Origin of the sequence: Listeria welshimeri serovar 6b str. SLCC5334, assembly GCF_000060285.1 — a bacterium.
Lineage (GTDB): Bacteria > Bacillota > Bacilli > Lactobacillales > Listeriaceae > Listeria > Listeria welshimeri.
In genome coordinates this window covers 2,696,267-2,720,914 of sequence record NC_008555.1, presented here as the reverse complement: position 1 = coordinate 2,720,914, position 24,648 = coordinate 2,696,267, and the positions used below count along the sequence as shown (strand labels likewise).

Here is a 24,648-nt window from a genome sequence, read left to right as displayed (position 1 = left end):
TTTCACCCTTTCTAAGTTTACCAACCATATAGTAAGTTCTTTTTAAGTATAATCAATTTATCTAAAAATAAACCAGTCTAAAGTGGTAGTTATGGAAATATTTTCGCAAATAGAATATTTTAAGAAAAGTAACAAAAAGTTCGAATTTGCGACGAATTCGCATATATAAAGTGATAAATATTAAGTATTTTACCATAAGTTGTAAGATATTTATCTTAAATAAGCTTTCTGCCATTTTGGCTTAAGCTATTAACAGCATTTCTTAAATACTGTTTATGATATAATGACGATGAGTTTTTTCAATATATTATAGCAAAGGAGAGAATATGCTATTCTTAAAAGAGCTTAAGTCCGATCTAACGGTTAGCAAATTAATGGAGCTTTGTTTTGAACATCCAAATTACAAAGAATATTGCTCAGTTATCAGCACCAAGAAGGGTGAGGTTCTAGAAAGTTTAAGTCCAGCTGGGACAAAGGTATATTTTGTTCTAAGTGGCATATACGGGATGATTGTAGAAAAAGATGCAGAAATGGAAGAAGAAAGTTGTAAAGAATGCATTATTCGGTTCTTGCAAAAAGGAGATAGTTTTGGACTTTATCATCTTTTTTATGATGAGTGGAGCCCACATGTTTCAATGCAAAGCTTGGGTCACGGAGAAGTTATGGAAGTAGACAGCAATTTTTTGTTTTCTATTTTTGATAAAGATGATGAGAATAACTTTTTCATGATTAAAGTAATGGCAGAAGAATTACGTGAAGCTCATACATTTGCAAAACTAAGCTTTTTGAAAAAAGAAGAACGAATTCGCAAAGCCATTCTCAAATGCGCTCAAACTTTAGGAACGTTTTCTGATAACGGGATATTGCTACCAAAAGAAATTACGCAAGAAGTACTTGCCAGATACACCAATACATCACGCGAATATGTGGCACACACAGTCATGCATTTAATTAAAGAGGATATAATTAGAAATAGACCAAAACCTCTTCTAGTGATGGATAAATCACGTTTATAAATTTGTTTCACGTGAAACTTTTAAGGATGCTAGACGCATTCTTTTTTTTGTGGAAAAAGCACTTCCAAAGCTTTATTTATACATTTGCGTTATAATAGCTCTGTAATTGAAAGCGCTTGATAGAAAAGGAGGATGTTTTTATGAGATTTTTTATCGATACAGCGAACGTAGAAGAAATTAAAAAGGCTAACAGAATGGGGTTCATTGCTGGAGTAACGACAAACCCATCACTTGTTGCGAAAGAAGGTCGCGATTTTAATGAGGTCATTCAAGAAATCACATCCATTGTTGACGGGCCCATTAGCGGTGAAGTAGTAAGTTTAGAAGCAGATGAAATGATTGAGGAAGGCCGAGTTATTGCAAAAATTCATCCGAACATGGTTGTGAAAATACCAATGACTGGAGAAGGCTTAGCCGCAGTGAAAGTATTGACAGAAGAAGGTATTAAAACCAATGTAACCCTTGTTTTTTCTGCTACACAAGCATTACTTGCAGCAAGGGCAGGCGCAACATACGTATCTCCATTTTTAGGACGGTTAGATGATATTGGTGATGATGGTCTGGTACTTATTCGAGATATCGCGGAAATTTTTGAAATTCATGGTATTCCAACTGAAATAATTTCGGCGAGTGTGCGGCATCCGATTCATGTTATTGAATGTGCCAAAGCAGGTGCTGACATTGCCACAGTTCCATATAAAGTATTTGAACAAATGCTAAAACATCCTCTGACTGACAGCGGTATTGATAAATTCTTAGCAGACTGGGAAGCAGCGAAAAAATGACAAGGAAGGTTTCTAACGATGAATCAAACATTTATTGTAAAAAAAGAACATATTAGCAAATATCCAAATCCCCTTTTTGTTAATAAAAATGATTCTATCTGGGTATTTGAAGAAGACACAGAATATCCAGGTTGGATTTTTTGCAAAGTGAAATCATCTGGAAAAGAAGGGTGGGTTCCCAAGCAAATTATTCAATTAGGTAGTGATGGGAAAAGTGGCTCTGTGACAGAGGATTATTCTGCACGCGAATTAAACGTGAAACCTGGCGATAAATTAGAGAGTAATCGCGAGCTTAATGGATGGGTTTGGTGTGTGACAGAAGATAATGAAGCAGGCTGGGTACCAAGAGAAAATCTCGAAGCATAAATTGTTTCACGTGGAACATTTTAAGTAAATATAGCAAAAAAGCGAAGGGTTTAGTTTTACTTTCGCTTTTTTTGTGGAATAATTAAGGATAACGATAGAAGAATCTAGGTGGATTTATGGAAAGTTGGAAGAAGAATTTATATGTTGTCTGGGTTGGGTGTTTTTTGACCGGGACCGGATTAAATTTAATCATGCCATTTTTACCATTGTATATTGAAGAATTAGGCGTACATAATCCGGATCAAGTCAGCTTGTGGTCAGGGATTGCTCTTAGTTCTACTTTTTTAGTATCAGCTATAATGTCACCAATATGGGGAAAGCTAGCTGACCAAAAAGGACGACGAATCATGCTTTTACGTGCTGCATTAGGTATGGCGATAGCGATGATTTTAATGGGATTAGTTAGCAATGTGTATCAATTCGTAGGTTTGCGTCTTTTGATGGGTATTTTTTCAGGGTATATTTCAACAGCGAATGCACTTATTGCAACACAGGTTCCTCGACATCGTAGTGGCTGGGCGCTGGGAGCACTATCTACAGCAGCCGTATCAGGCGTATTAATCGGTCCGCTAATTGGAGGTGCATTATCGGATTCATTTGGAGTTAGACCAGTGTTTTATATTACAGGGGTCCTTCTTTTAGGTAGTTTTTTCTTAACTCTTTTCTTCGTGAAAGAGAAATTTACACCGCTTGAAAAGCAGGAAATGCGATCAGGGAAAGAAGTTTTCTTATCATTAGAAAAACCTGGCTTAATTGTTTCCTTGTTTATTACAACGATGATGATTCAAATCGCTTCTAATTCAGTGAACCCGATTTTGACATTGTATGTACGAGATTTAGCAGGAAATGCACAAAATATAGCGTTTATTAGTGGGATGATTGCTTCTGTACCAGGGGTTGCAGCTCTTATTGCGGCGCCAAGACTAGGAAGATGGGGCGACCGAATCGGTTCAGAGCGAATACTTTTAGGTGCCCTCATTGGCTCTATGTTATTGCAGATACCAATGGCTTTCGCGCAAAATCCACTACAATTAGGAATTCTGCGCTTCTTACTTGGTTTGACGGATGGTGCCTTATTGCCAGCAGTTCAATCACTTCTTACAAAAAATACGCCACGAGAAGTTTCAGGTCGGATTTTTGGTTATAATCAATCATTTCAATACATTGGGAATGTCATCGGACCGCTTATTGGTTCAAGTGTAGCAGCGCATTTTGGCTATGGAGATGTGTTCCTCGTAGTTGCTGGTTTTATTTTTATCAATGTATTAATCAGTTTTTATTTCAATCAAAAAATGCATAGAGAGAAGGGAAACCATGCCAACTGATTTAATGAAATTACCTGGAATAGGTCGGAAAATGGTAGGAATGCTAAATGAAATTGGAATTATGGACGTTTCTGATTTAATAGGGAAGAATCCACTGGCTTTATATGAGGATACTTGTGAAAAACGTGGAGAGAGAATGGATCCATGTGTACTATATACGTATCGTTGTGCAGTATACGTTGCGGAAACAGAGAATAGTGAGCAAGAAGCTGATTTACGAAAATGGTGGAATTGGAAAGATAGAAAGCATATAAACGAAAGGAATTGAAGAATGAATAATTTAAAGGAAGCGATAAAAAAAGCAGATAATATTGTTTTTCTAACTGGAGCGGGTGTTTCTGTGCCTTCAGGAATTCCGGATTATCGTTCGAAAAATGGTCTGTATGCAGGAATGAGTAGCCCAGAATATATGCTTAGCCATACATGCCTCACTCGTGAACCAGAGAAATTTTATCAATTTGTTATGGAAAATATGTATTATCCAGATGCAGTCCCAAATCTGATTCATACAAAAATGGCAGAAATGGAGTCAAAGAAAAATGTCACAATCATAACACAAAATATTGATGGACTGCATGAAAAAGCTGGTTCTAAAAAAGTGGTTAATTTTCATGGTAGTTTATATGATTGTTATTGCCAGAAGTGCGGAATGAGTGTTCCTGCAGAGGATTATTTGAAATCAGATATCCATTCAGAGTGCTCGGGGATAGTTCGTCCAGATGTGGTTCTTTATGAAGAGGCAATTCCAGAAAGAGCAATAGATCAATCGCTTGAAGCTATGAGGCAAGCAGATTTGATAGTCATTGTGGGGACTTCTTTTCGAGTGAGTCCGTTTTGTAATTTAACGGATTATCGAAATAACAAAGCGCGAGTTTTTGCTGTTAATAAAGAACGAATTTCACTTCCGTATCCTTTTGAAATGATTGAAAATGATGCAGTGAAAGTTTTTGCGGAGATTTGAAACCTTGCAGTAAAAGGGGTGGCATGATAAAATTTTCTTAACCGGTAAATTGTCCGGAATATTTAGAGAAAATGAACATTCGTTTTCTCGATGAAAATAAGGAGTGGAGAGTTCCATATGAACCCTGACCCCGAGAGTCAGCAGATTATCTTGCAGTTAATTCTTATTGTGGTGTTGACAATGCTCAACGCATTCTTTGCCTCAGCAGAGATGGCCCTTGTATCACTAAACAAAAATCGTGTGAAAAGCCAAGCAGAAACAGGCGATAAAAAGGCTGTAATGCTTGCTAAACTCGTAGATGATCCAAGTAAATTTCTCGCTACTATTCAAGTTGGTATTACACTTGCAGGATTCTTCTCAAGTGCGTCGGCCGCAACGAGCATTGCGACTAGACTTGAATCGGTTTTTGGTGGAAGTAGTTTTGCGAAAGAATTATCCATTATCGTTGTTACTATTGTGTTATCGTATATCACATTAGTATTCGGCGAGCTTTATCCAAAGCGTTTAGCACTCCAAAAATCAGAAAAAATTGCCCGCGTTTCCGTACGACCAATTATGGCAGTTGGTGTTGTGCTTCGTCCGTTCGTAAAATTCTTATCATTTTCCACAGATATTCTTGTAAAACTAACAAGAATGGAGAAAAATACAGATAATGAAAAAATGACACGGGAAGAAATGCAGTTGCTCATTGAAACTGGTCGGCGTGATGGTGTAATTGAGGTAGAAGAATTACAAATGCTTCGTGGTGTATTTGAAATGGATAATAAATATGCACGTGAAGTGATGGTGCCACGAACAGATGCGTTTATGGTTGATGCCGAAACAGAATCGGAAGAACTTTGTGACGCATTATTAAGTGAGAATTTTTCAAGAGTTCCTGTCTATATAGACAATCAGGACTCGGTGTTAGGTATTCTGCATATGAAAGATTTTTTTGCGGAAGCGAGAAAGTCAGGTTTTGAAAACATTGATGTGAAGTCGCTTGTTAAAGATGCGTATTTTGCACAAGAGACAATGTTCATTGATGACTTACTTAAAAATATGCAAAGAACTAGGAATCAAATGGCAATTCTGATGGATGAATATGGTGGTGTGGCAGGTATTATCACTGTAGAGGATTTATTAGAAGAAATTGTTGGCGAAATTGACGATGAAAACGATGTGTTTTCTGATGAAGTAAAGAAAATTAATGATACGACATTTATCGTTGAAGGCCGTATGACACTTGATGATTTCAATAAAATGTTTCACGTGGAACTTCCATCACGTGGCGTAGATACTGTGGCTGGATTTGTCCTTACTTTAACTGGAACTATTCCTGAAGAAGATGATAAAGTAGTGGTAGAATACGGTACGCTACGATTTACAGTAGAAGAAATGAATGATGCCAGACTGGTTTCGGTTCGCGTGGAAAAAGACATCCAAACAAACGAACTTGGACAAATGGCTTAATGATAAAATAAAAGTGCGGTATGAGAAATCTGTCCGCGCTTTTTTCTTAGGAATGAGGTTTTTAAAATGCCAAATATTAAAGAAATAGCCAAATTAGCGGGAGTTTCCGTGACGACAGTTTCGCGTGTGCTTAATAACCATCCGTATGTTGCGGAAGAGAAAAGAGCTCGTGTGCAAGCCGTTATTGATGAATTAGACTATTCGCCTAACCGCAGCGCCATGGATTTAGCGCGTGGGAAAACAAATACGGTTGGCGTGATTATACCTTACAATGATCATCCGTGGTTTGACAAAATTGTGAATGGCATTTTAGAAGCGGCTTTTAAAAATCGTTATTCGGTAACCCTTTTTCCAACAGGATATGATCCAAAAGAAGAAGAAAAATACTTAATGCGCTTGAAAACGAAGCAAGTAGATGGATTAATTATTACTTCGCGTGCCAATAATTGGGATGTGATTTTACCATATCTGGCTTATGGTCCGATTATTGCGTGTGAATATGTGGAATCCAAAGAGATATCATGCTCCTATATTGACCGAGTGAAGGCTTACCGAGCAGGGTTTCAATTTTTACAAGATGAAGGTTATAAAAAAGTAGCTTTCACAGCAGGTCGCGAATCGCGAGAAAGTACTAGTACATATGGAAAAATTAATGCGTATGAGCAAGTTTTTGGTTCCGTTGGTGAAAATCGGTTTTTAGGAGAATGTTATACACTGGAAGATGGTTTAAAGGCGGGGAAACACTTTTTTTCGGAAGAGAAAGATTGGCCTGATGCGATTTATGCGAATGGTGATGAGGTCGCGGCGGGAGTTATGTATCATCTGAAAGAACTGGGATTACGTGTGCCAGAAGATGTAGCCATTTTAGGACAGGAAAATCTGCCTATTGGTAAAGCGCTTGAAATTACAACGCTTGATCATCATCTGAAAAAACTAGGAGGAAATGCTTTTTCTATTTTTGAACAAGGCAAAGTGCAAAAACTAAAGGTGGAACATGAGCTAATTAGAAGAAAGACAGTGTGAAAAATTACTTTTGATGGTACTGGTTTTACTATTTTCGGGATAATAAAAAACTTATTTAAACTATTTTCATGAAATTACTTGACATGAAACCCATTTCATCATTTAAAACTAATATAAGGTGATTGATGGAGGCGGATAATATGAAATTAGATGGTATATGTAAAATTAATTCAGTTTTAGGAATGGAATATCAATTTGGAGAGTTTTATATTGATAGAGACTATCTTGTTTTTGACCAAAACTTCAGCTTAGGCATGAAAAAGCGACAAACATTTCCTGTAGCAAAACTTGGAAATATTGCGTTGGTTCGTGAAAACGAAGAAATATTGCTAACATTTAAATGCGACAATATTGAATTTGAAATAAATGGAAATTCTCATGATGATTTGCGGGAGTTCCGTGATTTACTCCAAAATAAAGGTATGAATAATGCAGATCTTAAAAAAGCTGAAAATCAGAAAAAAGTAAGATATACAACCCATCACTATCACAACTTCGCTAAATCTTGAAGGAGGAGTTTAGATGTACAAAGCAATCATTTTTGACGTAGACGGAACTATTTTAGATACGGAAAAAGCAGTTTTACATTCACTTCAAACAGTTTTAGCTGACGAAGGCGTGAATTATGAACTGGATGAATTACGATTTGTACTCGGTATTACTGGGGCTGCTGCGGTGGAACAATTAAATATTTTAGATCAAGAAAGAGTACTTGATAAGTGGATTGAACGGGAAGCCTCATTTATTGATGAAGTAGAAGTTTTTGAAGGAATTCATCAAGTATTGCATGCGATTCCAGAGAGCGGTGTAGTGACTTCTAAAAATGCCCTCGAAATGGACAAAGGGTTTTATCCTTTTGATATTCATCATCACTTTCAGGCAATTGTTTGTGCGAGTGATACAGAAAACCATAAACCCCATCCTGATCCACTTTTGAAAGGTATGGAGCTGCTAGGTAGAGAGCCTAATGAGGTGCTTTATGTAGGGGATTCTATTTATGATATGAAATGTGCCCATGCGGCCGGAGCTCATTTTGGCTTAGCGCTTTGGGGGGCAAAAACAACTAAAGGCTTTGAAAATGCAGAACTTATTTTTGAAAAACCAGAAGATATTTTAGCGTATGTAAGTAAATAATGAAAAACCCGCTAACCTTAAATCAGGCTAGCGGGTTTTTCGTTATAATTTATCATAATGTTCATCGGAAACTGGCTCTAACCAAGTAGTTCCACCCAATTCAACGTTGGTAGAAATGGCTAGGTGAACAAACCAGCTATCTTTCGTAGCGCCGTGCCAATGTTTTACATCTTTAGGAATAGTAACCACATCGCCTTCTTTAAGGAGCTTGGCAGGTTGACCTTCCTCTTGGTAGTAGCCGGTTCCTCCAGTCACAAGGAGTATTTGTCCGCCGTCATGTATATGCCAATTGTTTCGGGCTCCGGGTTCAAAAGTAACATTTCCAATAGGACAATTGTAAACAGTATCTTCTGGTACAAGCATTTTTAAGTAAGCATTTCCGATAAAGTAGTCATTTGTAATCAGCTCCCCTTTATCAAAAATAACGCTATTTTCAAGTGTAGTCATGCGGCATTACTCCTTTCAAGATTAAAAATCTTTTAGTTTTTGTTGTGCGGGAATGAGATGGGTATCATAATTGTTAATTTTGAAATCAAGGCGGTCGAGTGCTTCTTGCATGATATTAATACGATTTTTTAAGTCGACGCGCTGTTCTTTCAGAAGTTCAACGCGAGCTTCTAGCGTATGTTCGCCTTCTCGGAAAAGCGCTAAATAATCAATCAGAGCTTCAATAGATAAACCAGCACGACGCATTTGACGGCTAAATTGAATCCAACGTAAATCTTCAGCACCAAATTTGCGCACGCCATTTTCATTGCGATGTACAGGAGGAATTAAACCAATTCGTTCATAGTAACGAATTGTATCAGCAGAAACGCCACTTTTTTCACTAGCTTCTTTTATATTCATCGTTAATTCCTCAGAGGCATCTACTGCAAAAAGAACTGTTTCATTTTTTGACATAACCATTCTCCTTTGCTTATTAATATAGTTATTGTATTCCTTGGAGTTCACTTTAAGTCAAGCAAAAATAACAACCATGATGGAAATTTTATTCATGGCTGTTGTTTTTAGTATTTGATTGAAGCGTTGCAAGATAAGCTAAGAGCAGTCCGTCCATTTTTCGAAGGGAGAGGTTTGTCTGCTCATAAAATTTATCCAAACGGTATTGAATTGTATTCCGGTGCATAAACAGTTCTTTGGCAGTAAGGCTGATGTTCCCTTGATTTTTAAACAGCGTATGAATTAGGGGAATCCAAGTATCGTCTTGATGGAAGAAACTATTTAGCTCGTTAGTAATTAAACTTTCCTTCATTCGAATGGCGATGACTTTTAAACTTTCGGAAGCTACTGTTTGGACGACCTCCCGATTATTATAATTGAAAATGGCACGTTCCTCCGCAAATAAACCACGTAATTTATCGTTCAGCGGATGGAAAAGACCCATAAAAAAAGTGGATTGAATATAGAAATCGTTTTCAAGTGTTCCTGCCACTGCAATAAGTTCTTCTTCTCCAAGTAGTGAGCCGGTGGATTTTTCAATAATCACGCCATAATTAGCGGAAAACATAATTAGCTCGGCATCAGGACTAAAGAAACTTAGTAAAGCTTTTTGCCATTCTTGTAATAGACTCTTAGTCATTGTAGTTTTAATGTGAAACTGGGTTATGCGATATGTTTCTTTTTCATTCGTAATCGCGACTTCTTCATTTCCAAATAGTAAATCGAACCAAAATTGGGTGGATTCTTTGGTAAAGGTTGGTAATGGTTCTGGAAATAGCGTATGTAACAATGTGGCTTCTTCTTCAGAAAGATTGCTTTTAGGAATAGTAAAATAATACGGCTCCTCGAAAAATGAAATCGTATCAGTAGTTGATTTTATTGGGTTTTTTGAAACAATAATATTGGGATATCTATTTTTTAATATTTTAATATGCACCCTGGATAGCACCCCTTCTCTATACTTTATTTTTACAAAAGAAAGATAGGAAGTCAAATTATTGCCCGGGAAATAAAAAGGTTGCGTAGTCAACTAAATTCCTGCTATACTATAATGGTTGACGCCGCAACTAATCATGTGGCGGATTTTTTTATGAGGAGTCGGTTAAATGGCAGATAGACAGGAATTTTTAACGAAGGCCATTGCAATTATTCATCGTTCAGAAAGCACTTTTAAAAATAAAAAATTACTTAAAACTGGGCTTAATATAGGTCAATTGCGTTATTTATGGACACTTTATAAAGAAGATGGGATTTCTCAAGAATCCATGGCAAAAAGATTTATGGTGGATAAAGCAAGTGTGACTCGGCAAATTAAGCGTCTGGAGGAACTGGGCATGATTCGTCGCGAAATGGATGCGAAAGATAGACGTATTCAGCGGATTTTTGTGACAGATATGGGTTATCAGATGCGTGATTTAATTGAAGAAGTGACAAAAGAATGGTCTGCGCGTTTAACAGCAGGATTTAGTGAAAAGGAAAAAGATGATTTAATGCATTTGATAGGACGACTTTCTGATAATGCGATTGTAGCAATGGAAGGAGGAGAGAATGAATGAAAGAACAGAGTAAACGATTAGGTGAAGATAGTATTCCATCACTCATGGCGCGTTTGTCGATTCCGGCATTTATCGGTATGTTTGTTATGGGTATGTATAATATTGTAGATACGATTTTTGTGTCGTATGGTGTTGGCCCATCAGGGGTTGCTGCACTCTCAATTGCTTTTCCAGTACAAATGATACTGATGGCGATGGCTGCGATGTTCGGGATTGGGGGCGCTTCGATTATTTCCCGTTCGCTTGGTGCTGGGGAACAAAAGAACGCCAATAAAGTATTCCACCAAGTTATTTGGTTAGTGGTGATTTCCAGTATTTTTATTGCAATTATTACTTTTATTTTCTTAGATCCGCTTATTACGCTTTTCGGGGCGCCAGCGGATATTCACGATATTGCAAGCGACTTTTTATCACTTATTTTATTAGGAGCTGTGTTCCAAACCTTTGCGATGGCGATGAATAATATCGTTCGCTCGGAAGGTAATGCCAAAACAGCGATGCTAACAATGATTATTTCTGCCATTTTAAATATGATTTTAAACCCGATTTTTATTATGGGATTCGGGATGGGAGTCCGTGGTTCTGCGCTTGCGACCGTAATTGCACAAGCGGTTGGCGCGATTTGGCTGTTGATTTACTTTTTATCAGGAAAAAGTACTTTATCGTTAAAAGGTTTTTCATTTCGTATGGATTTCCCGCTAATTCGCCGGATTATGGCGATTGGATTTCCGTCATTTATTATGATGTCCGCAGGTAGTATTGTAACGGTTGCGGTAAACTGGATGCTTAATATTTATGGCGGAACGATGGCGATTGCAGTGTACGGGATTGCGAATCGAATTGCTTCATTTGTTATTATGCCAATCAATGGTGTTACACAAGGAATGCAGCCAATTGTTGGCTTTAACTACGGTTCCAGACAATTCGAACGCGTTATGAAGGCAGTCAAAGTATCCATGATGGCAGCAACTGTAATGTCACTTATTGCTTGGGGCTTAGTAGAAATTTTCCCAGGATTGCTCGTAAGAATTTTCTCTAACGATCCAGAACTGATTGCACAAGGAACAACCGCCGTTAGATTTATGCTACTCGCTGCACCAACAATTGGATTCCAAATTGTCTGCGGAGGGCTATATCAAGCGCTTGGTCGAGCACGAATTTCATTTATCATTTCCTTAATGCGCCAAATCATCTGTTTAGTTCCGCTGTTACTTATTTTGCCGCAATTCTTTGGATTAGATGGTATTTGGTACGCGTTCCCACTTGCGGATTTAGGAGCTTTCACCGTTTGTCTCGTTATTATGAGCAAAACATGGCGCCGAATTTTTAAAAACCCTGAAATAGTTTAAAATAGAGTAGAGTCATTTGCCTATAAGTGCGAAATCTTTTTGCGTAACTTTTAGTAAAATTATACAAAGCAGTGGACCAGGATATTAGCAATCTTGGTCCACTGTTTTATTTGGATTTGGTTTTGTCATTAAGTAATGTTCGCCGATGCCGGGAATAACAAAGGATTTACCTACTTTACGATAGCCGTGTTTTTCATAAAAACCCACAGCGACAATCCGTGCATTACACCAGATAATTTCTGCACCGCGCGCCCATATTTTTGCTTCACCTTCTGCAAGCAATGCTGTGCCAAGACCTTTCAAGCGCATCCGTCGTTCTGTTGCTACGCCGCGAATCCGGTACTGTGCATGATTCATAATTACAGCGGATTTTTCTGGATAAAAACTTGCCACCCCGAGCAAAACATCATTTTCAAAAGCACCTAAATGAAAAGTCCCCTCCAAATCATCATTAGGATAAATCGCATTACTTTCTGGCTGTTCTGGGCGAAGAACCCGGTGTCTAATATCTTGCGTCTCTTCTGCACTGATTTGTTTGATTTCCACGGCATTCACCTCCACATTATTTCTTTCTATTATAACCAATCTCCCCAAAAAGTCATTAAAATAGCCATTCAAATTGTCATTTTTGTGAATTAGAAAGGCTCGGCAGTTAAGAGTGGTTCTATTTACAAGTGATTAGATAGAGAAATCGCTGAGAAAATAAAGATTCATAGCACAAAGAAAGTGTTTGTGAATGGAGGTACATAATCCGCCCCTTCTATGCTAAAATAGTTTAAATATAAAGAGAGTAAAGTTGGAGTTAATTATCGCAGCGGGAATGGTGACTTTAAACCAAGCCAACTAAATAATAAGATTCTTAATAAATTTGCCAATAGAAATGGAGTTTTTAAATGAAATTCATCATGAGCAAAATTACTTTTGAAGAAGCTAAACAACTAATAGACATAAGAGATAAAGAAAACACAACTTCGCAAAGTATAAAATTGTTTATTCGCGCATTTTTTTGCGGATTTATGGCACTTTTGCCTTTGAAGAATTCCATTGTTATTACAAGTATCTTAATCATAATCATAGTAATAAGTTTTCTGTATTATTATATTTCGAAAGCTAACAATAAATTATTGGAAGAATTTAGTTACCAATTGGCTAAATATGTAATGCTTCAAACTACTACAGTGAGCATATTATTAGGAATAAGAGTTGATGGTGAGACACCTTTTGGAGAATACTATGTTTTAGTGGCGTTATGTTATTTATTTTTGGTTGCTGTGCTTGGCTACTTTCGATGCAGAGCAATGATTCTAAATTATTTAAAAAATAATGGTATAAATTTAAAAGGAATCTCTGTATCTAAAATATGGAATAAAGTTTTTTTAAAACTGTCCATTATTTTATTAGTGATAATTGGCTTGGGTACCCAATTGTATAGGCTAAATAAATGGTGGTTCATTGGAAATAACAGTTCATCTAATGGGATATCTATCCAAAATGAATGGCTAGGAATGTTTTTAGTTTTAGTGGTCGGGATTTTATTAATAATACTTCTTGTTGTTTTCTCATTACTCCCTACATTATTATTTAATGCTAAAACAATTACTGAAGGTATTTTGCTAAAAGAATATGCAACAGAATTTCAACAAGAAAATACGAGGAGCAACCAATGAAAACACTATCGAAATTAATAAATGCTGTCTCTTTTGAGAACGCCTTAGAGAAGAATTCAATGCATCGAATATATGAAAATTTAAATGGTACAGGAAAAGAAGTAATACCTAAGTCACTGAAAGTATACATCTTAGCTGCTTTTTCGTGGTCTATATGTTTGATTTCTGGACTTAAAGGGGCGGGTTTTCCAATTACCGCATCCATTATAATCTTAGGTATTTTCATAGGATTTACCAGAAGTAAACGTTATTTTAAAAACGCAGCATACACAATCGCTGTTTACTTAATAATTCAAACAGCTGTCCTGTTTTTCTTCTCTGTTTGGATGCCTTGGGAAAATCCAGATATGATTAGAACGTATGCTATTTTATATATTTTATTTGGATATGGCCTTTCTTTTTATATTATAAGAATTCGATTAATTGAAAATATCCAAATAAACTATTTAATAAAAGATGGGAAATTAATCCGAAAAAGAAAAACGATAAAGATATTAAAAATAGTGGCGGTCATTTTAGGCTTGGCTTTAGTAGTTGCAATATGGGTAACGAGATTTTATACGATAAGTAGTGATTGGTGGAACAGCAGTAACAATTATGATTATTCATATGACTCTTTGGTAGGAACTGTTCTATACGTTTTTTCTAGCTTTATAGCCTTTGCAAATTTAGCGCTGTTCACGTTATTCCCGACATCTCTTTTAAAAACATCGGTTGTGTTGGACGGCTTTATTTACAAAAAATACTCATTAGACTTTCAAAAGGAATATGAGTTCACGGATAAGGAATGGTATGGTGAATAGACATATAAAAATGAATTCAGTATCTAAATTGGTTGATTCCATTTCCCTTAAAAAATCCTTAGAAAATAATTCACTGCATCACATATATGAAACGCTAAACGGAACTAATAAAGAACTATTTCCCCGAACACTAAAAATTTTCGTGTTCGCTAGTATATCTTGGTTAATATGCTTATTTTCCGCGTATAACTGGTATCTATTTCCGATTCTAGCATCTGTAATAATTATCGCTATTTGCATAGGATATTTTAGAAGTAGTCTTTATTTCAAGAATGCTGCATACACATTTTCTGTATATTTATTTACGCAAACAGCGCTCATTTTTTATATCACTTCTATCGAAATATCAGATAACGTCATTATAAATAGAACAGCAGCTTGCCTATATATTTTATTTGGGTATTGCTTATCCTTCTATATTATCAAAATAAAGCTGATTGAAAATGTTCAAACAGAGTATTTGGTAGATAATGAAAAGTTAGGTAAGAAAAAAGGGACAATAAAGGCTGTTAAAATGTTATCTGTGGTTTTAATGGGTTTTATAGTACTAATAATTGCAGGTATGCAATTTTATCGAGTTAATAAATGGTGGATTGGTGAGTCTAGTTCAGATGCTCTTTCTGGGTTGAATGGAACCTGGGCGGGGATGATTTTATCAGTGCTTCTTATATTCATAGGCATAGTGATTTTAATTATAATCACCCTACTCCCAACACTTCTTTTAAATGCTTCAGCGTTGGTGGACGGTCTTATTTACAAAAAATACTCAGAAGAATTTAGAAAAGAGTATGAGTTCACAGAAAAAGAGTGGTACGGAGAATGAAGTTAACAACTATCTTTTTCAACAAAGAAAATCAAGAAATTGTCCAAAAAATCAACTTTGAGCAGGCTAACCAAATAATTAATAAGACGATAATAGAAAAATCAATGAACCAGAAAATGATGCTTCTGAGATACATTTTCTTTGTTATTATCATTAGCGTTGAAACCCTGTTAGCAAGCACCTTCTCTGGTTGGGTTGTTAGTAGTCCTGTTTTTGCTCTCATCGAATGGGCAGTTGTTTTATGGACAATCATTTATTTTTTTAAGCTAAATTTAAAAAGTTTCTCGGAGAATTATCTATCAAGATTTTATTCTTGCTGTTCTATTATTTTTAGTATCGTATCAGTTATCTTTTCAATTGGGTTATGGCTTGTATTCGGGGCATTTTCGGCGGGAATAAAAGATGAATATATGATGCAAATTATGATACAAACTATTTGTGCGGTTGGTGGTGTTATATTAGTTAGCTTTGCAATTTACAAATATTTACAATATCTGGAAATAAGTGAGTTAGCAGTCTTTGACCCAACAATTAAAATACCCTTATGGGGGAAAATTGTTGATAAGTCCTTAATTTATGGGATTGTTATTGTCATAGCAGGTATGCAAATTTATCGAATAAATAAATTTTGGCTTTTAAATGACAACTCGTGGATCTCTACAATGTTAGTTCCAATGGGGCAAATATTATCGGTGGCTATTGTTTTATTTTTATTGGTAGCCATTCCTGTGCGCTATTTTTATCCTGAATTCGTTAAAAGTTACTTGCTTCAAAAGTATACAGAATCGTTTCGAAAAGAGCATGGCTTCACCAAAAAACAGTGGTATAGCGAATAAATAAAGAAATAGAAGTCCTCCAATGAGAACTTCTATTTCTTTATTTATTAACACTAGCAAACTCCGCATCACGCAACTCGACGCGGCGAATTTTACCAGAATCAGTTTTCGGTAATGACTCAACAAATTCAATTCGGCGAGGGTATTTATATGGAGCAGTTTGTTCTTTTGTAAATGTTTGTAATTCATGAACAAGATCCTCGGTGCCCTCGTATCCATCTTTTAAAACGATGAACGCTTTTACAACAGTACCACGGATTTCGTCAGGACTTGCGACAACAGCGACTTCTTTTACAGCGGGGTGATGTGTGAGCGCGTCCTCAACTTCAAATGGTCCGATGGTGTATCCGGAGCTAATAATAATGTCATCATTCCGGCCTTGGAACCAGTAATAATTATCTTCATCACGGATTGCACGGTCACCAGAAACAAAATAATCACCACGAATCGCTTTTTGCAAGCGTTCGGGTTCCTTATAATACTCTTTGAAAAGTGCCGGGAAGTCTTTACGCATAGCGATATCACCAATTTCGCCAACCCCGACAGGATTTCCATCTGCATCAATAATCGCCATGTATTCAGGCATAATTGGTTTACCCATTGACCCAGGACGAATTGGTGTATCAACAAGTGTTCCAATCAAAAGGGTACTTTCCGTCTGACCGTAGCCATCACGGACTTTAATGTTAAAATTATCTTGGAAAACTTGAATAACTTCTCGGTTTAAAGGTTCTCCTGCTGAAACGGCGCTACGAAGCGAACTTAAATCATGTTCACGTAAATGATTTACTTTTGCCATTAAGCGATATTCCGTTGGCGTACAACATAGTACGTTAATTTTTTCTTCTTCTAGTAAATGAAGTTGTTTTTCAGGAATGAAACGACCGCTGTAAATAAAACCGGTCGCGCCTTTTCCAAGTACAGAAAGGAAAGGAGACCAAACCCATTTTTGCCAACCAGGTCCTGCTGTAGCCCAGACGATATCATCTTCATGAATATCGAGCCAATGATCAGCTGCAATACGAATATGTGCATAACCCCAACCATGAATATGTACAACCCCTTTAGGATTACCAGTTGTGCCACTTGTGAAAGCAAGCAGGCAAGCATCATCGCGAGAAGTTTCTACGCGTTCAAAATCAGTAGAAGCCGAATCCATTAATGTTTCATAATGATCCCAGCCGGATAATTTGCCACCAACAATAATTTTTTTCGATACAGAAGGAATTTTTTCAATTTTATCAAATTCTGCTGTCATTCCGCTGTAAGAAACGATTGCTTTTACGTTTGCGTGGTGAATACGGTATTCTAAATCATGGGCTTTAAGTAGTTCGGATGCGGGAATGATAATAGCCCCAGCTTTCCACAAACCCATATAGATGGCGTAAGTTTCAAGTGCTCTAGGTGTCATAACAATGACGTGATCTCCTTTTTTAACACCAGCATTTTTTACCACATTAGCAAATTTATTCGCTTGTTCAAGCAGGTGACGATAACTCCAAGTTTTTGTTTCATCGTGGTCATTCTTCCAAATTAAGGCAGTTTTTTCAGAACTAAATTTAGCAATCTCGTCGGTGATATTATAAAGTTCTGGAGCAATTAGGTTCTCTGAATTCATAATGATTCTCCTTTATAAGTAGATTGTATATTTTGATAATTTTGTTTTAGTACCTAGTATTAATATATGGTAATATAAATGTTACTTGAAAGCAACTAAAAGTATTCCTGTGAAAACCTGAGCAGATTATTCATACATCCAACCAAGCTATGCTAAAATAACAGTGAGTGATTTTTTAGAAATGAGGTGCATAGATGGAACGAGCTTTCTTTATGCAACAAGCGCTTGCGGAAGCAGAGAAAGCACAGGAAATTGGAGAAGTTCCAATTGGTGCAGTAGTTGTTTTAGATGGTGAAATAATTGGTCGAGCACATAATCTGCGAGAAACAAGTCAGAATGCAGTAACTCATGCGGAGCTATTGGCAATACAAGATGCTTGTAAACACCAGAATTCATGGCGACTAAGTGGCGCAGAACTATATGTCACCTTAGAACCATGCCCTATGTGCAGTGGCGCAATTTTACTTTCGAGAATTGAAAAAGTTTATTATGGAGCAAAAGATCCAAAAGCAGGTACAGCAGGATCTTTAATGAATTTGCTACAAGATAATCGTTTTAATCATACATGTGAAGTGGAAGCAGGATTGATGGAAGTCGAAAGCAGCGAAATGTTAAAAAAATTCTTCCAAGAACTGCGAAAACGTAATAAATCAAATAGGACTTAATACTCATTATGCAAAATAGCACATTGATGAATTATTTTGTGAAATAAAAAGCAATAAGTCTTATCAACATTTACAGCCCCCTAATAATTGCGAAAATTATCACAATCTAGCAAAAACAAAATAACATCTAAAGTACTAAATAAATTTATCGCAAAATAGGATAAAATATACTCCAGATAGAACTTATTATAAAGTAAAAATCTTTCTTAAATAGTTCCTAAATCTTTGAAAAACCTAATTTTATATTATTTTATTATGCTTTGTGAATTACAGAGCAACTGGACATGTCACTTTGGGGTGTTTTTCACAAGGTTTTTAAGAAGGAAGCACAAAAAAAGGAACATAACAGGAATTTTTAGCACAAAAAGGAGGAGAGAAAAGGGTGGATAAACTATTTTTAGCCCGTTTTCAATTCGCATCAACAACGATTTTCCATTTCTTATTTGTACCACTTTCAATTGGACTTGTATTTATGGTTGCTCTTATGGAAACGTTGTATGTCGTGAAGGGGAAAGAAATTTACAAAAAAATGTCGAAGTTTTGGGGACATATATTCCTTATTAACTTCGCAGTCGGTGTCGTAACCGGGATTATTCAAGAATTCCAGTTTGGGATGAACTGGTCAGATTACTCTAGATTTGTTGGGGATGTATTCGGAGCGCCACTTGCAATCGAAGCATTACTTGCATTCTTCATGGAATCTACCTTCATCGGACTATGGATTTTTGGTTGGGACAGACTTAGCAAAAAACTTCATTTAGCATGTATTTGGCTTGTCGCAATCGGCACAATCATGTCCAGTTTCTGGATTTTAGCAGCGAATTCATTTATGCAACATCCGGTTGGTTTTGAATTTAAAAATGGTCGTGCAGAAATGAATGACTTCTTGCAACTTATTACTAATGGACAACTACTCGTGGAATTTCCACACGTTATATTCGGGGCATTTGCCACTGGGGCCTTTTTCATTGCCGGTGTCAGTGCATATAAGATGCTCAAAAAACAAGATGTCGCCTTCTTTAAACGATCATTCCAAATTGCAATGGTCATGGCAGTAATCGGTGGTTTTGGTGTGGCTTTCAGTGGTCACTCACAAGCACAATACTTAGTTAAAACGCAACCAATGAAAATGGCAGCAACAGAAGGGATATGGGAAGATACAGCCGACCCTGCTCCGTGGACGATGATTGCCAAGATTAATCCAGAAGAGAAGAAAAACGAGTGGGAAGTGAATGTCCCATATGCGCTAAGTTTCTTGTCTTATGGTACCTTAACTGGTAGCGTCGAAGGTATGAACACGTTACAGAAACAATACGAAGAAAAATATGGTGAAGGTGACTACATCCCACCAGTTAAAACAGCATTTTGGAGCTTCCGTATCATGGTTGGCGCTGGTATGTTAATGATTCTATTCGCGCTAATCGGTATCGTACTTGCTTGGAAGAAAAAACTTGTTAATGCAAAATGGTATTTACGTTTCATGATTCCAATGATTGGCTTCCCGTTCCTAGCGAACTCAATGGGTTGGATTATGACAGAGATAGGGCGACAACCATGGGTAGTTTTCGGTTATATGAAAACCGCGGATGCTGTATCGCCAAACGTTTCATCAGGACAAATCTTATTCTCGATAATTGCTTTTTCAACGATTTATACGATTCTAGCAATTCTGTTGGTTTACTTGTTTATACGTGAAATTAAAAAAGGACCAGACGGACACAAACCAGAAAAAGCAGAGATTTCCGTAGATCCGTTTGATAAGGGGGATGAAAACATTGTCACTAAATGAGTTATGGTTTTTATTAATCGCCATCTTGTTCATTGGATTCTTCTTCCTTGAAGGTTTTGACTTTGGTGTTGGGATGTCTACACGATTTATGGCTAGAAATGCACTGGAACGCCGCGTACTCGTTAATACGATTGGGCCGTTCTGGGATGCAAATGAAGTATGGCTATTAACCGCAGGGGGTGCGATTTTCGCAGCTTTCCCTAACTGGTATGCAACAATGTTTAGTGGTTACTATATTCCACTAGTATTCTTATTACTTGCTCTAATTGGTCGTGGTGTTTCTTTTGAATTCCGCGGTCAAAAAGATTCGCCGCTTTGGATAAAAACGTGGGATTGGGTTATTTTCTTCGGTAGTATTTTACCGCCATTCCTATTTGGTGTATTATTTGCTAGTTTGATTCAAGGGATGCCAATTAATAGTGATATGGATATGTATGCTGGATTCTTTGACTACATTACCGTATTCTCCGTATGGGGTGGGGTAACAATTACGCTTATGTGCCTACTTCACGGCTTACTATTTATCACTTTGCGTACAGAAGAAGACATTCAAGATCGCGCTCGTCGTATGGCGAAACGTGTTTGGTTTATTACTGTACCAGCGTTAGTAATTTTCGTTGTACTTGCTTACTTCAATACAGATATGTTCCAAGTTAGACCTGTACTTGTACCACTAATGATTGGAATTGTAGTCGTTATGTACGTGCTATCTGCCCTGTTTATTTGGAAAGATCGTGATATTTTAGCATTTACATTCGGCGGACTTGGAATTGTCTTCACGATTGCTACAATTTTCGTGTCACTATTCCCACGTGTAATGATCAGTTCAATCAACAGTGCGTTTGATTTAACTATAGAAAATGCAGCTTCCGGACAATATTCGCTTAGTGTGATGACGATAGTTGCCGTTACGCTATTACCGTTTGTTCTTGGTTACCAAATCTGGAGCTACTATGTTTTCCGTAAGCGCGTTTCTAGTAAGGAGAAAATGACGTATTAATGGGAAAAGATTTAAGGAACTACAAAGGAATTAAAAAAATAATGGCGATTCTCGCAGTTTTCACGCTTGTCCAAGGTGCTGCGATTATCGTGATGGCGATAACTTTAGCTCGTGCAATTACAGATTTATTTCACGAGCACGCGTTTCAATCAGTCACAATACAAATAGGTCTCTTTGCGGGGGCCTATTTCTTGCGTCATTTTTTGAACGTCTGGAAAAAACAAATCGTTTATCGTTATGCTGCAAAACTTGCAAAAACAATGCGAGAAGAGTTGCTGGATAGTTTGTTTGCGCTCGGACCTCGTTTTGCTCGTGCAGAAGGAACAGGGAAAGTTGTCACAATGGTCATGGAGGGAGTTGCGGACTTCCGTAATTACTTGGAACTATTTTTACCTAAAATGATGAATATGGCTATTATTCCAGCCATGATTTGGATTTATATTGCTTTTCAAGACTGGACTTCTGCTTTTATTTTAATGATTACTTTGCCGATTTTAATTGTATTTATGATTATTTTAGGATTAGCCGCGAAAAAACAAGCAGATTCGCAATTTGAAACATATCGCGTGCTTTCCAACCATTTTGTAGATTCGTTAAAAGGGTTAGAAACATTGAAATACTTAGGTTTAAGCCATGATCATGAAGGTAAAATTGCTTCGGTTAGTTCGCGCTACCGAAAAGCTACTATGAAAACATTGCGTGTGGCGTTTATGTCGTCATTCGCGCTAGATTTCTTTACCATGCTTTCAATCGCGTTAGTTGCATTATTTCTAGGTCTTGGTTTAATAGATGGGAATATGAATTTGCCAATTGCGCTTAGTGTCCTAATCCTTGCGCCAGAATACTTTTTGCCTGTTCGTGAAGTTGGCTCGGATTATCATGCTACACTTGATGGACAAGAAGCTGGCCGCGTTATTCAAGGGATTATTGACCAAGCCAAAGCAGAGAAGCCAGAAACGAGTGCTTTACCACTAACCACTTTTGCTGAAAATACGGAGTTTTCCTTTGAAAATATTACTGTAAAACACGGTGCAGATGATGCTGATTCACTTCATGAAGCAAGCTTTACTGTTAATGGTTTTGAAAAAATTGGAATTATTGGAGCGACTGGTGCTGGGAAATCCACATTGATTGACGTTTTGAGTGGTTTTTTAACCCCAACTTCTGGAGATTTTCTTTGGAATGGCGAAAGTGGTGCGTCGCTTGCTGCGGCCGATTGGCAAACGCAAGTCACTTACATTCCGCAACACCCATACCTTTTTCACGATACGATTGCTGGTAATATTCGTTTCTATCATCCCAACTCTACAGACGAGGAAATGAAGAAAGCGGCAGAATCAGCAGGGTTAAATAAGCTTGTAGCTGGACTTGAAGATGGTTATGAAACGCTTGTCGGGGAAGCTGGGCGGATGCTGAGTGGAGGACAAGAACAACGTGTGGCGCTTGCCCGTGCTTTCTTGACGGATCGTCCGGTTGTTTTAATGGATGAACCAACAGCACACTTAGATATTGAGACAGAATATGAATTAAAAAAACCAATGCTCCATTTATTTGAAAATCGACTCGTCTTTTTTGCAACGCATCGCTTGCACTGGATGCTTGAAATGGACCGAATTATTGTTTTGGATCACGGGGCTGTGGTCGAAACTGGAACACACGAAGAATTACTGGCGCATAAAGGGTTCTATTATAATTTAGTCAAAGCCCAATTGGAGGAAGTATGATGCGGAAAAGTAGCTGGATTATTCCATATATTAAAGAAAATCGTGGCTTGTTTTTACTTGTCATTTTCCTTGGAACGCTTACTTTTGCTTCAGCTGGGGCGCTTATGTTTACGTCGGGTCATCTGATTTCAAAATCTTCCTTGATGCCGGAATCGATTATGGCTGTTTACATTTCGACAGTTGGTGTTCGTGCTTTTGGTATTATGCGTTCGGTTTCACGCTACGTTGAACGACTATCAAGCCATTCGCTTGTCCTCAGAATTCTTGAAAAAATGCGTGTTCGCTTGTATCGTTTGCTTGAACCACAAGCTTTATTGCTAAAATCACGTTATAAAACAGGTGATATTCTCGGGTTGCTTGCTGGCGATATTGAGCATTTGCAAAATTTCTATTTAACAACGATGCTACCAGCAATAGTAAGTCTTGTTCTTTACGCTGGTGTAGTTATCGCGCTTGGAGCATTTTCAATTCCGTTCGCTGCTCTCTTCGTGCTCTTGATTGGACTTCTTGTGCTCGTTTTACCATGGGTATCGCTTTTATATGCTCGCGGGAAAAATGCTTATTTAAAACAAGGACGAAATGGTCTATATCAAAAATTCACCGATGCTGTTTTTGGAATCAGTGATTGGAAATTCAGTGGACGTGAAAAAACATTTATTTCAAATTACGAAAAAGACGAGGCGGACATGCTTCGAATTGAAAATAAACAATTTCATTTTGTTAATTGGCGAGATTTCTTTAGTCAGTTAGTTGTTGGTTTCATGGTTATTGTGATGGTTTATTGGAGCACAGCAGAATCGCGTGATGGCGCGTTTTCTGGGACGATGATTGCTGCTTTTGTTTTAGCAATAATGGCTCTGGCAGAAGCATTTATGCCAGTTTCGAGTGCTATTAGTGACAAGTCGCTTTATCAAGACTCACTAGCCCGCCTAGATAAAATAGAAGATCCAACATTACCAACATTTGAAGAAGAAACGAAAGAAATAGAGCGTATTAATACAGAAAATGTTATTTTAAAAGCGGAAAACTTAACTTTCGCCTATGATAAAAAATCACCAGAAATCTTAAATGGTTTTGATTTTACACTACAACAAGGTGAAAAAGTAGCGATTATTGGTCGAAGTGGGACTGGGAAATCAACTTTTCTTAAATTAGTGCAAGGAGCACTGCTTCCGACAGCCGGGAAAGTAACAATGAATGGTATTGAAGTGGAGAAGTTACGCCCACAAGTCCCTGAAATAACTTCTATGTTAAATCAAAAAGCACATCTTTTCAGCACAACCGTTTTAAATAATATCCGTTTAGGAAGTCAAGATGCTACGGATGAAGAAGTGTATGAGGCTGCAAAAAAAGTTCAACTACATGATTTTATTATGAGTATGCCTGATGGTTATCACACTCAAATGAGCGAAATGGGTGAACGTTTTTCAGGCGGGGAGCGAGGTCGTATTGCGCTAGCTCGGATTTTACTTCAAAATACTCCGATTGTTATTTTAGATGAACCGACAGTAGGACTTGATCCCATTACAGAACGAGATTTATTAGCGACTATTTTTGAAACTTTAGCAGATAAATCACTTATTTGGGTAACGCATCATTTAGTTGGAGCTGAAAAAATGGATCGGGTGTTATTTTTAGAAGAAGGAAAAACGCTTATGGAAGGCCCTCACGCTACGTTGATGAAAGAAGAACCGCGATATAAACGGCTTTATCAACTCGATCGACCAATTGAATTATAAAAAAATGACTTGCTAACCTCATTAGCAAGTCATTTTTTGTCGTCCATTCTTAATATTTGTAATAAAATTGTAATT

General features: G+C 37.2%; 26 protein-coding genes. 21 read left to right on the top strand and 5 right to left on the bottom strand.

Translation table 11 applies throughout. The features are described 5' to 3' along the window. The first annotated feature begins 326 nt into the window (after nt 1-326). The 10 genes from LWE_RS13790 (at nt 327) to LWE_RS13745 (ending at nt 8,062) form a co-directional block, all read left to right on the top strand. Nucleotides 327-1,016, top strand: coding sequence for a Crp/Fnr family transcriptional regulator (locus LWE_RS13790; RefSeq protein WP_011703382.1), 690 nt, complete (start codon nt 327-329; stop codon nt 1,014-1,016). Between the two features lie 140 nt (nt 1,017-1,156). Further along, nucleotides 1,157-1,801: a fructose-6-phosphate aldolase gene (gene fsa / locus LWE_RS13785; RefSeq protein ID WP_011703381.1), complete on the top strand. Its 645-nt coding sequence runs from the start codon at nt 1,157-1,159 to the stop codon at nt 1,799-1,801. 18 nt (nt 1,802-1,819) lie between these two features. Further along, entirely contained in the window at nt 1,820-2,167 is a 348-nt protein-coding gene (locus LWE_RS13780; protein ID WP_011703380.1) for an SH3 domain-containing protein, read from the top strand. Nucleotides 2,168-2,283: 116 nt separating this feature from the next. Next, the gene (lde, locus tag LWE_RS13775; RefSeq protein WP_011703379.1) at nt 2,284-3,492 is read left to right on the top strand and encodes a multidrug efflux MFS transporter Lde; all 1,209 of its coding nucleotides are present in this window, start codon (nt 2,284-2,286) and stop codon (nt 3,490-3,492) included. Then, entirely contained in the window at nt 3,482-3,760 is a 279-nt protein-coding gene (locus tag LWE_RS13770; protein WP_011703378.1) for a helix-hairpin-helix domain-containing protein, read from the top strand. The genes lde and LWE_RS13770 overlap by 11 nt, the downstream gene beginning before the upstream one ends. 3 nt (nt 3,761-3,763) lie before the next feature. Further along, entirely contained in the window at nt 3,764-4,453 is a 690-nt protein-coding gene (locus LWE_RS13765; RefSeq protein ID WP_011703377.1) for an NAD-dependent protein deacylase, read from the top strand. Between the two features lie 117 nt (nt 4,454-4,570). Beyond that, nucleotides 4,571-5,905, top strand: a complete 1,335-nt coding sequence (locus tag LWE_RS13760; RefSeq protein ID WP_011703376.1) for a hemolysin family protein — start codon at nt 4,571-4,573, stop codon at nt 5,903-5,905. Nucleotides 5,906-5,971: 66 nt separating this feature from the next. Beyond that, nucleotides 5,972-6,928, top strand: coding sequence for a LacI family DNA-binding transcriptional regulator (locus tag LWE_RS13755; RefSeq protein WP_011703375.1), 957 nt, complete (start codon nt 5,972-5,974; stop codon nt 6,926-6,928). 140 nt (nt 6,929-7,068) lie between these two features. Next, the gene (locus LWE_RS13750; RefSeq protein WP_011703374.1) at nt 7,069-7,437 is read left to right on the top strand and encodes a hypothetical protein; all 369 of its coding nucleotides are present in this window, start codon (nt 7,069-7,071) and stop codon (nt 7,435-7,437) included. A 13-nt stretch (nt 7,438-7,450) separates the two neighbouring features. Continuing rightward, nucleotides 7,451-8,062: an HAD family hydrolase gene (locus LWE_RS13745; protein WP_011703373.1), complete on the top strand. Its 612-nt coding sequence runs from the start codon at nt 7,451-7,453 to the stop codon at nt 8,060-8,062. A 42-nt stretch (nt 8,063-8,104) separates the two neighbouring features. On the opposite strand, the gene LWE_RS13740 is transcribed toward LWE_RS13745, so the two are convergent. The 3 genes from LWE_RS13740 to LWE_RS13730 form a co-directional block, all read right to left on the bottom strand. Continuing rightward, on the bottom strand, nt 8,105-8,509 hold the full coding sequence (locus tag LWE_RS13740; protein WP_011703372.1) for a cupin domain-containing protein: 405 nt from the start codon (nt 8,507-8,509) through the stop codon (nt 8,105-8,107). Nucleotides 8,510-8,530: 21 nt separating this feature from the next. Then, nucleotides 8,531-8,911, bottom strand: coding sequence for a MerR family transcriptional regulator (locus LWE_RS13735; RefSeq protein ID WP_141040863.1), 381 nt, complete (start codon nt 8,909-8,911; stop codon nt 8,531-8,533). Nucleotides 8,912-9,053: 142 nt separating this feature from the next. After that, nucleotides 9,054-9,941 (bottom strand): helix-turn-helix domain-containing protein, encoded by an 888-nt coding sequence (locus tag LWE_RS13730; RefSeq protein WP_011703370.1) that lies wholly within the window; start codon nt 9,939-9,941, stop codon nt 9,054-9,056. Nucleotides 9,942-10,110: 169 nt separating this feature from the next. Here LWE_RS13730 and LWE_RS13725 point away from each other — a divergent pair, with 169 nt between their 5' ends. Together LWE_RS13725 and LWE_RS13720 are read left to right on the top strand one after the other, a co-directional pair. Beyond that, nucleotides 10,111-10,560: a MarR family winged helix-turn-helix transcriptional regulator gene (locus LWE_RS13725; protein ID WP_011703369.1), complete on the top strand. Its 450-nt coding sequence runs from the start codon at nt 10,111-10,113 to the stop codon at nt 10,558-10,560. Then, nucleotides 10,557-11,909, top strand: coding sequence for an MATE family efflux transporter (locus LWE_RS13720; RefSeq protein ID WP_011703368.1), 1,353 nt, complete (start codon nt 10,557-10,559; stop codon nt 11,907-11,909). The genes LWE_RS13725 and LWE_RS13720 overlap by 4 nt, the downstream gene beginning before the upstream one ends. Before the next feature lie 84 nt (nt 11,910-11,993). Here LWE_RS13720 and LWE_RS13715 read toward each other — a convergent pair whose 3' ends face one another. Beyond that, entirely contained in the window at nt 11,994-12,455 is a 462-nt protein-coding gene (locus tag LWE_RS13715) for a GNAT family N-acetyltransferase (RefSeq protein ID WP_011703367.1), read from the bottom strand. Between the two features lie 347 nt (nt 12,456-12,802). Between LWE_RS13715 and LWE_RS13710 the strand changes: the two genes are divergently transcribed. Genes LWE_RS13710 through LWE_RS13695 form a run of 4 tightly spaced genes read left to right on the top strand, consistent with a single transcriptional unit; the run spans nt 12,803 to nt 16,038 of the window. Continuing rightward, nucleotides 12,803-13,576 carry a hypothetical protein gene (locus LWE_RS13710; protein WP_011703366.1) on the top strand — a complete coding sequence of 258 codons (774 nt, stop codon included), beginning with the start codon at nt 12,803-12,805 and terminating at the stop codon, nt 13,574-13,576. Then, nucleotides 13,573-14,379 (top strand): hypothetical protein, encoded by an 807-nt coding sequence (locus LWE_RS14840; RefSeq protein WP_011703365.1) that lies wholly within the window; start codon nt 13,573-13,575, stop codon nt 14,377-14,379. Before LWE_RS13710 ends, LWE_RS14840 begins: the two co-directional genes overlap by 4 nt. 10 nt (nt 14,380-14,389) lie before the next feature. Continuing rightward, nucleotides 14,390-15,202: a hypothetical protein gene (locus LWE_RS13700; RefSeq protein WP_148264573.1), complete on the top strand. Its 813-nt coding sequence runs from the start codon at nt 14,390-14,392 to the stop codon at nt 15,200-15,202. Further along, nucleotides 15,199-16,038: a hypothetical protein gene (locus LWE_RS13695; protein ID WP_011703363.1), complete on the top strand. Its 840-nt coding sequence runs from the start codon at nt 15,199-15,201 to the stop codon at nt 16,036-16,038. The genes LWE_RS13700 and LWE_RS13695 overlap by 4 nt, the downstream gene beginning before the upstream one ends. A 40-nt stretch (nt 16,039-16,078) precedes the next feature. Here LWE_RS13695 and mbcS read toward each other — a convergent pair whose 3' ends face one another. Further along, the gene (gene mbcS, locus LWE_RS13690; protein WP_011703362.1) at nt 16,079-17,656 is read right to left on the bottom strand and encodes an acyl-CoA synthetase MbcS; all 1,578 of its coding nucleotides are present in this window, start codon (nt 17,654-17,656) and stop codon (nt 16,079-16,081) included. 194 nt (nt 17,657-17,850) lie between these two features. Between mbcS and tadA the strand changes: the two genes are divergently transcribed. From tadA to cydC, 5 genes are all read left to right on the top strand, one after another. Continuing rightward, a complete protein-coding gene (gene tadA, locus LWE_RS13685) occupies nt 17,851-18,321 on the top strand; it encodes a tRNA adenosine(34) deaminase TadA (protein WP_011703361.1) in 471 nt (156 codons plus the stop codon). A 382-nt stretch (nt 18,322-18,703) separates the two neighbouring features. Continuing rightward, nucleotides 18,704-20,110 (top strand): cytochrome ubiquinol oxidase subunit I, encoded by a 1,407-nt coding sequence (locus LWE_RS13680; RefSeq protein WP_011703360.1) that lies wholly within the window; start codon nt 18,704-18,706, stop codon nt 20,108-20,110. After that, complete coding sequence (gene cydB / locus LWE_RS13675; RefSeq protein ID WP_003727651.1) at nt 20,097-21,110, top strand: cytochrome d ubiquinol oxidase subunit II; 1,014 nt, start codon at nt 20,097-20,099, stop codon at nt 21,108-21,110. The genes LWE_RS13680 and cydB overlap by 14 nt, the downstream gene beginning before the upstream one ends. Then, nucleotides 21,110-22,834, top strand: coding sequence for a thiol reductant ABC exporter subunit CydD (gene cydD / locus LWE_RS13670; protein ID WP_011703359.1), 1,725 nt, complete (start codon nt 21,110-21,112; stop codon nt 22,832-22,834). Before cydB ends, cydD begins: the two co-directional genes overlap by 1 nt. Further along, nucleotides 22,834-24,573, top strand: coding sequence for a thiol reductant ABC exporter subunit CydC (gene cydC / locus LWE_RS13665; protein ID WP_011703358.1), 1,740 nt, complete (start codon nt 22,834-22,836; stop codon nt 24,571-24,573). Before cydD ends, cydC begins: the two co-directional genes overlap by 1 nt. Nucleotides 24,574-24,648: the final 75 nt, after the last annotated feature.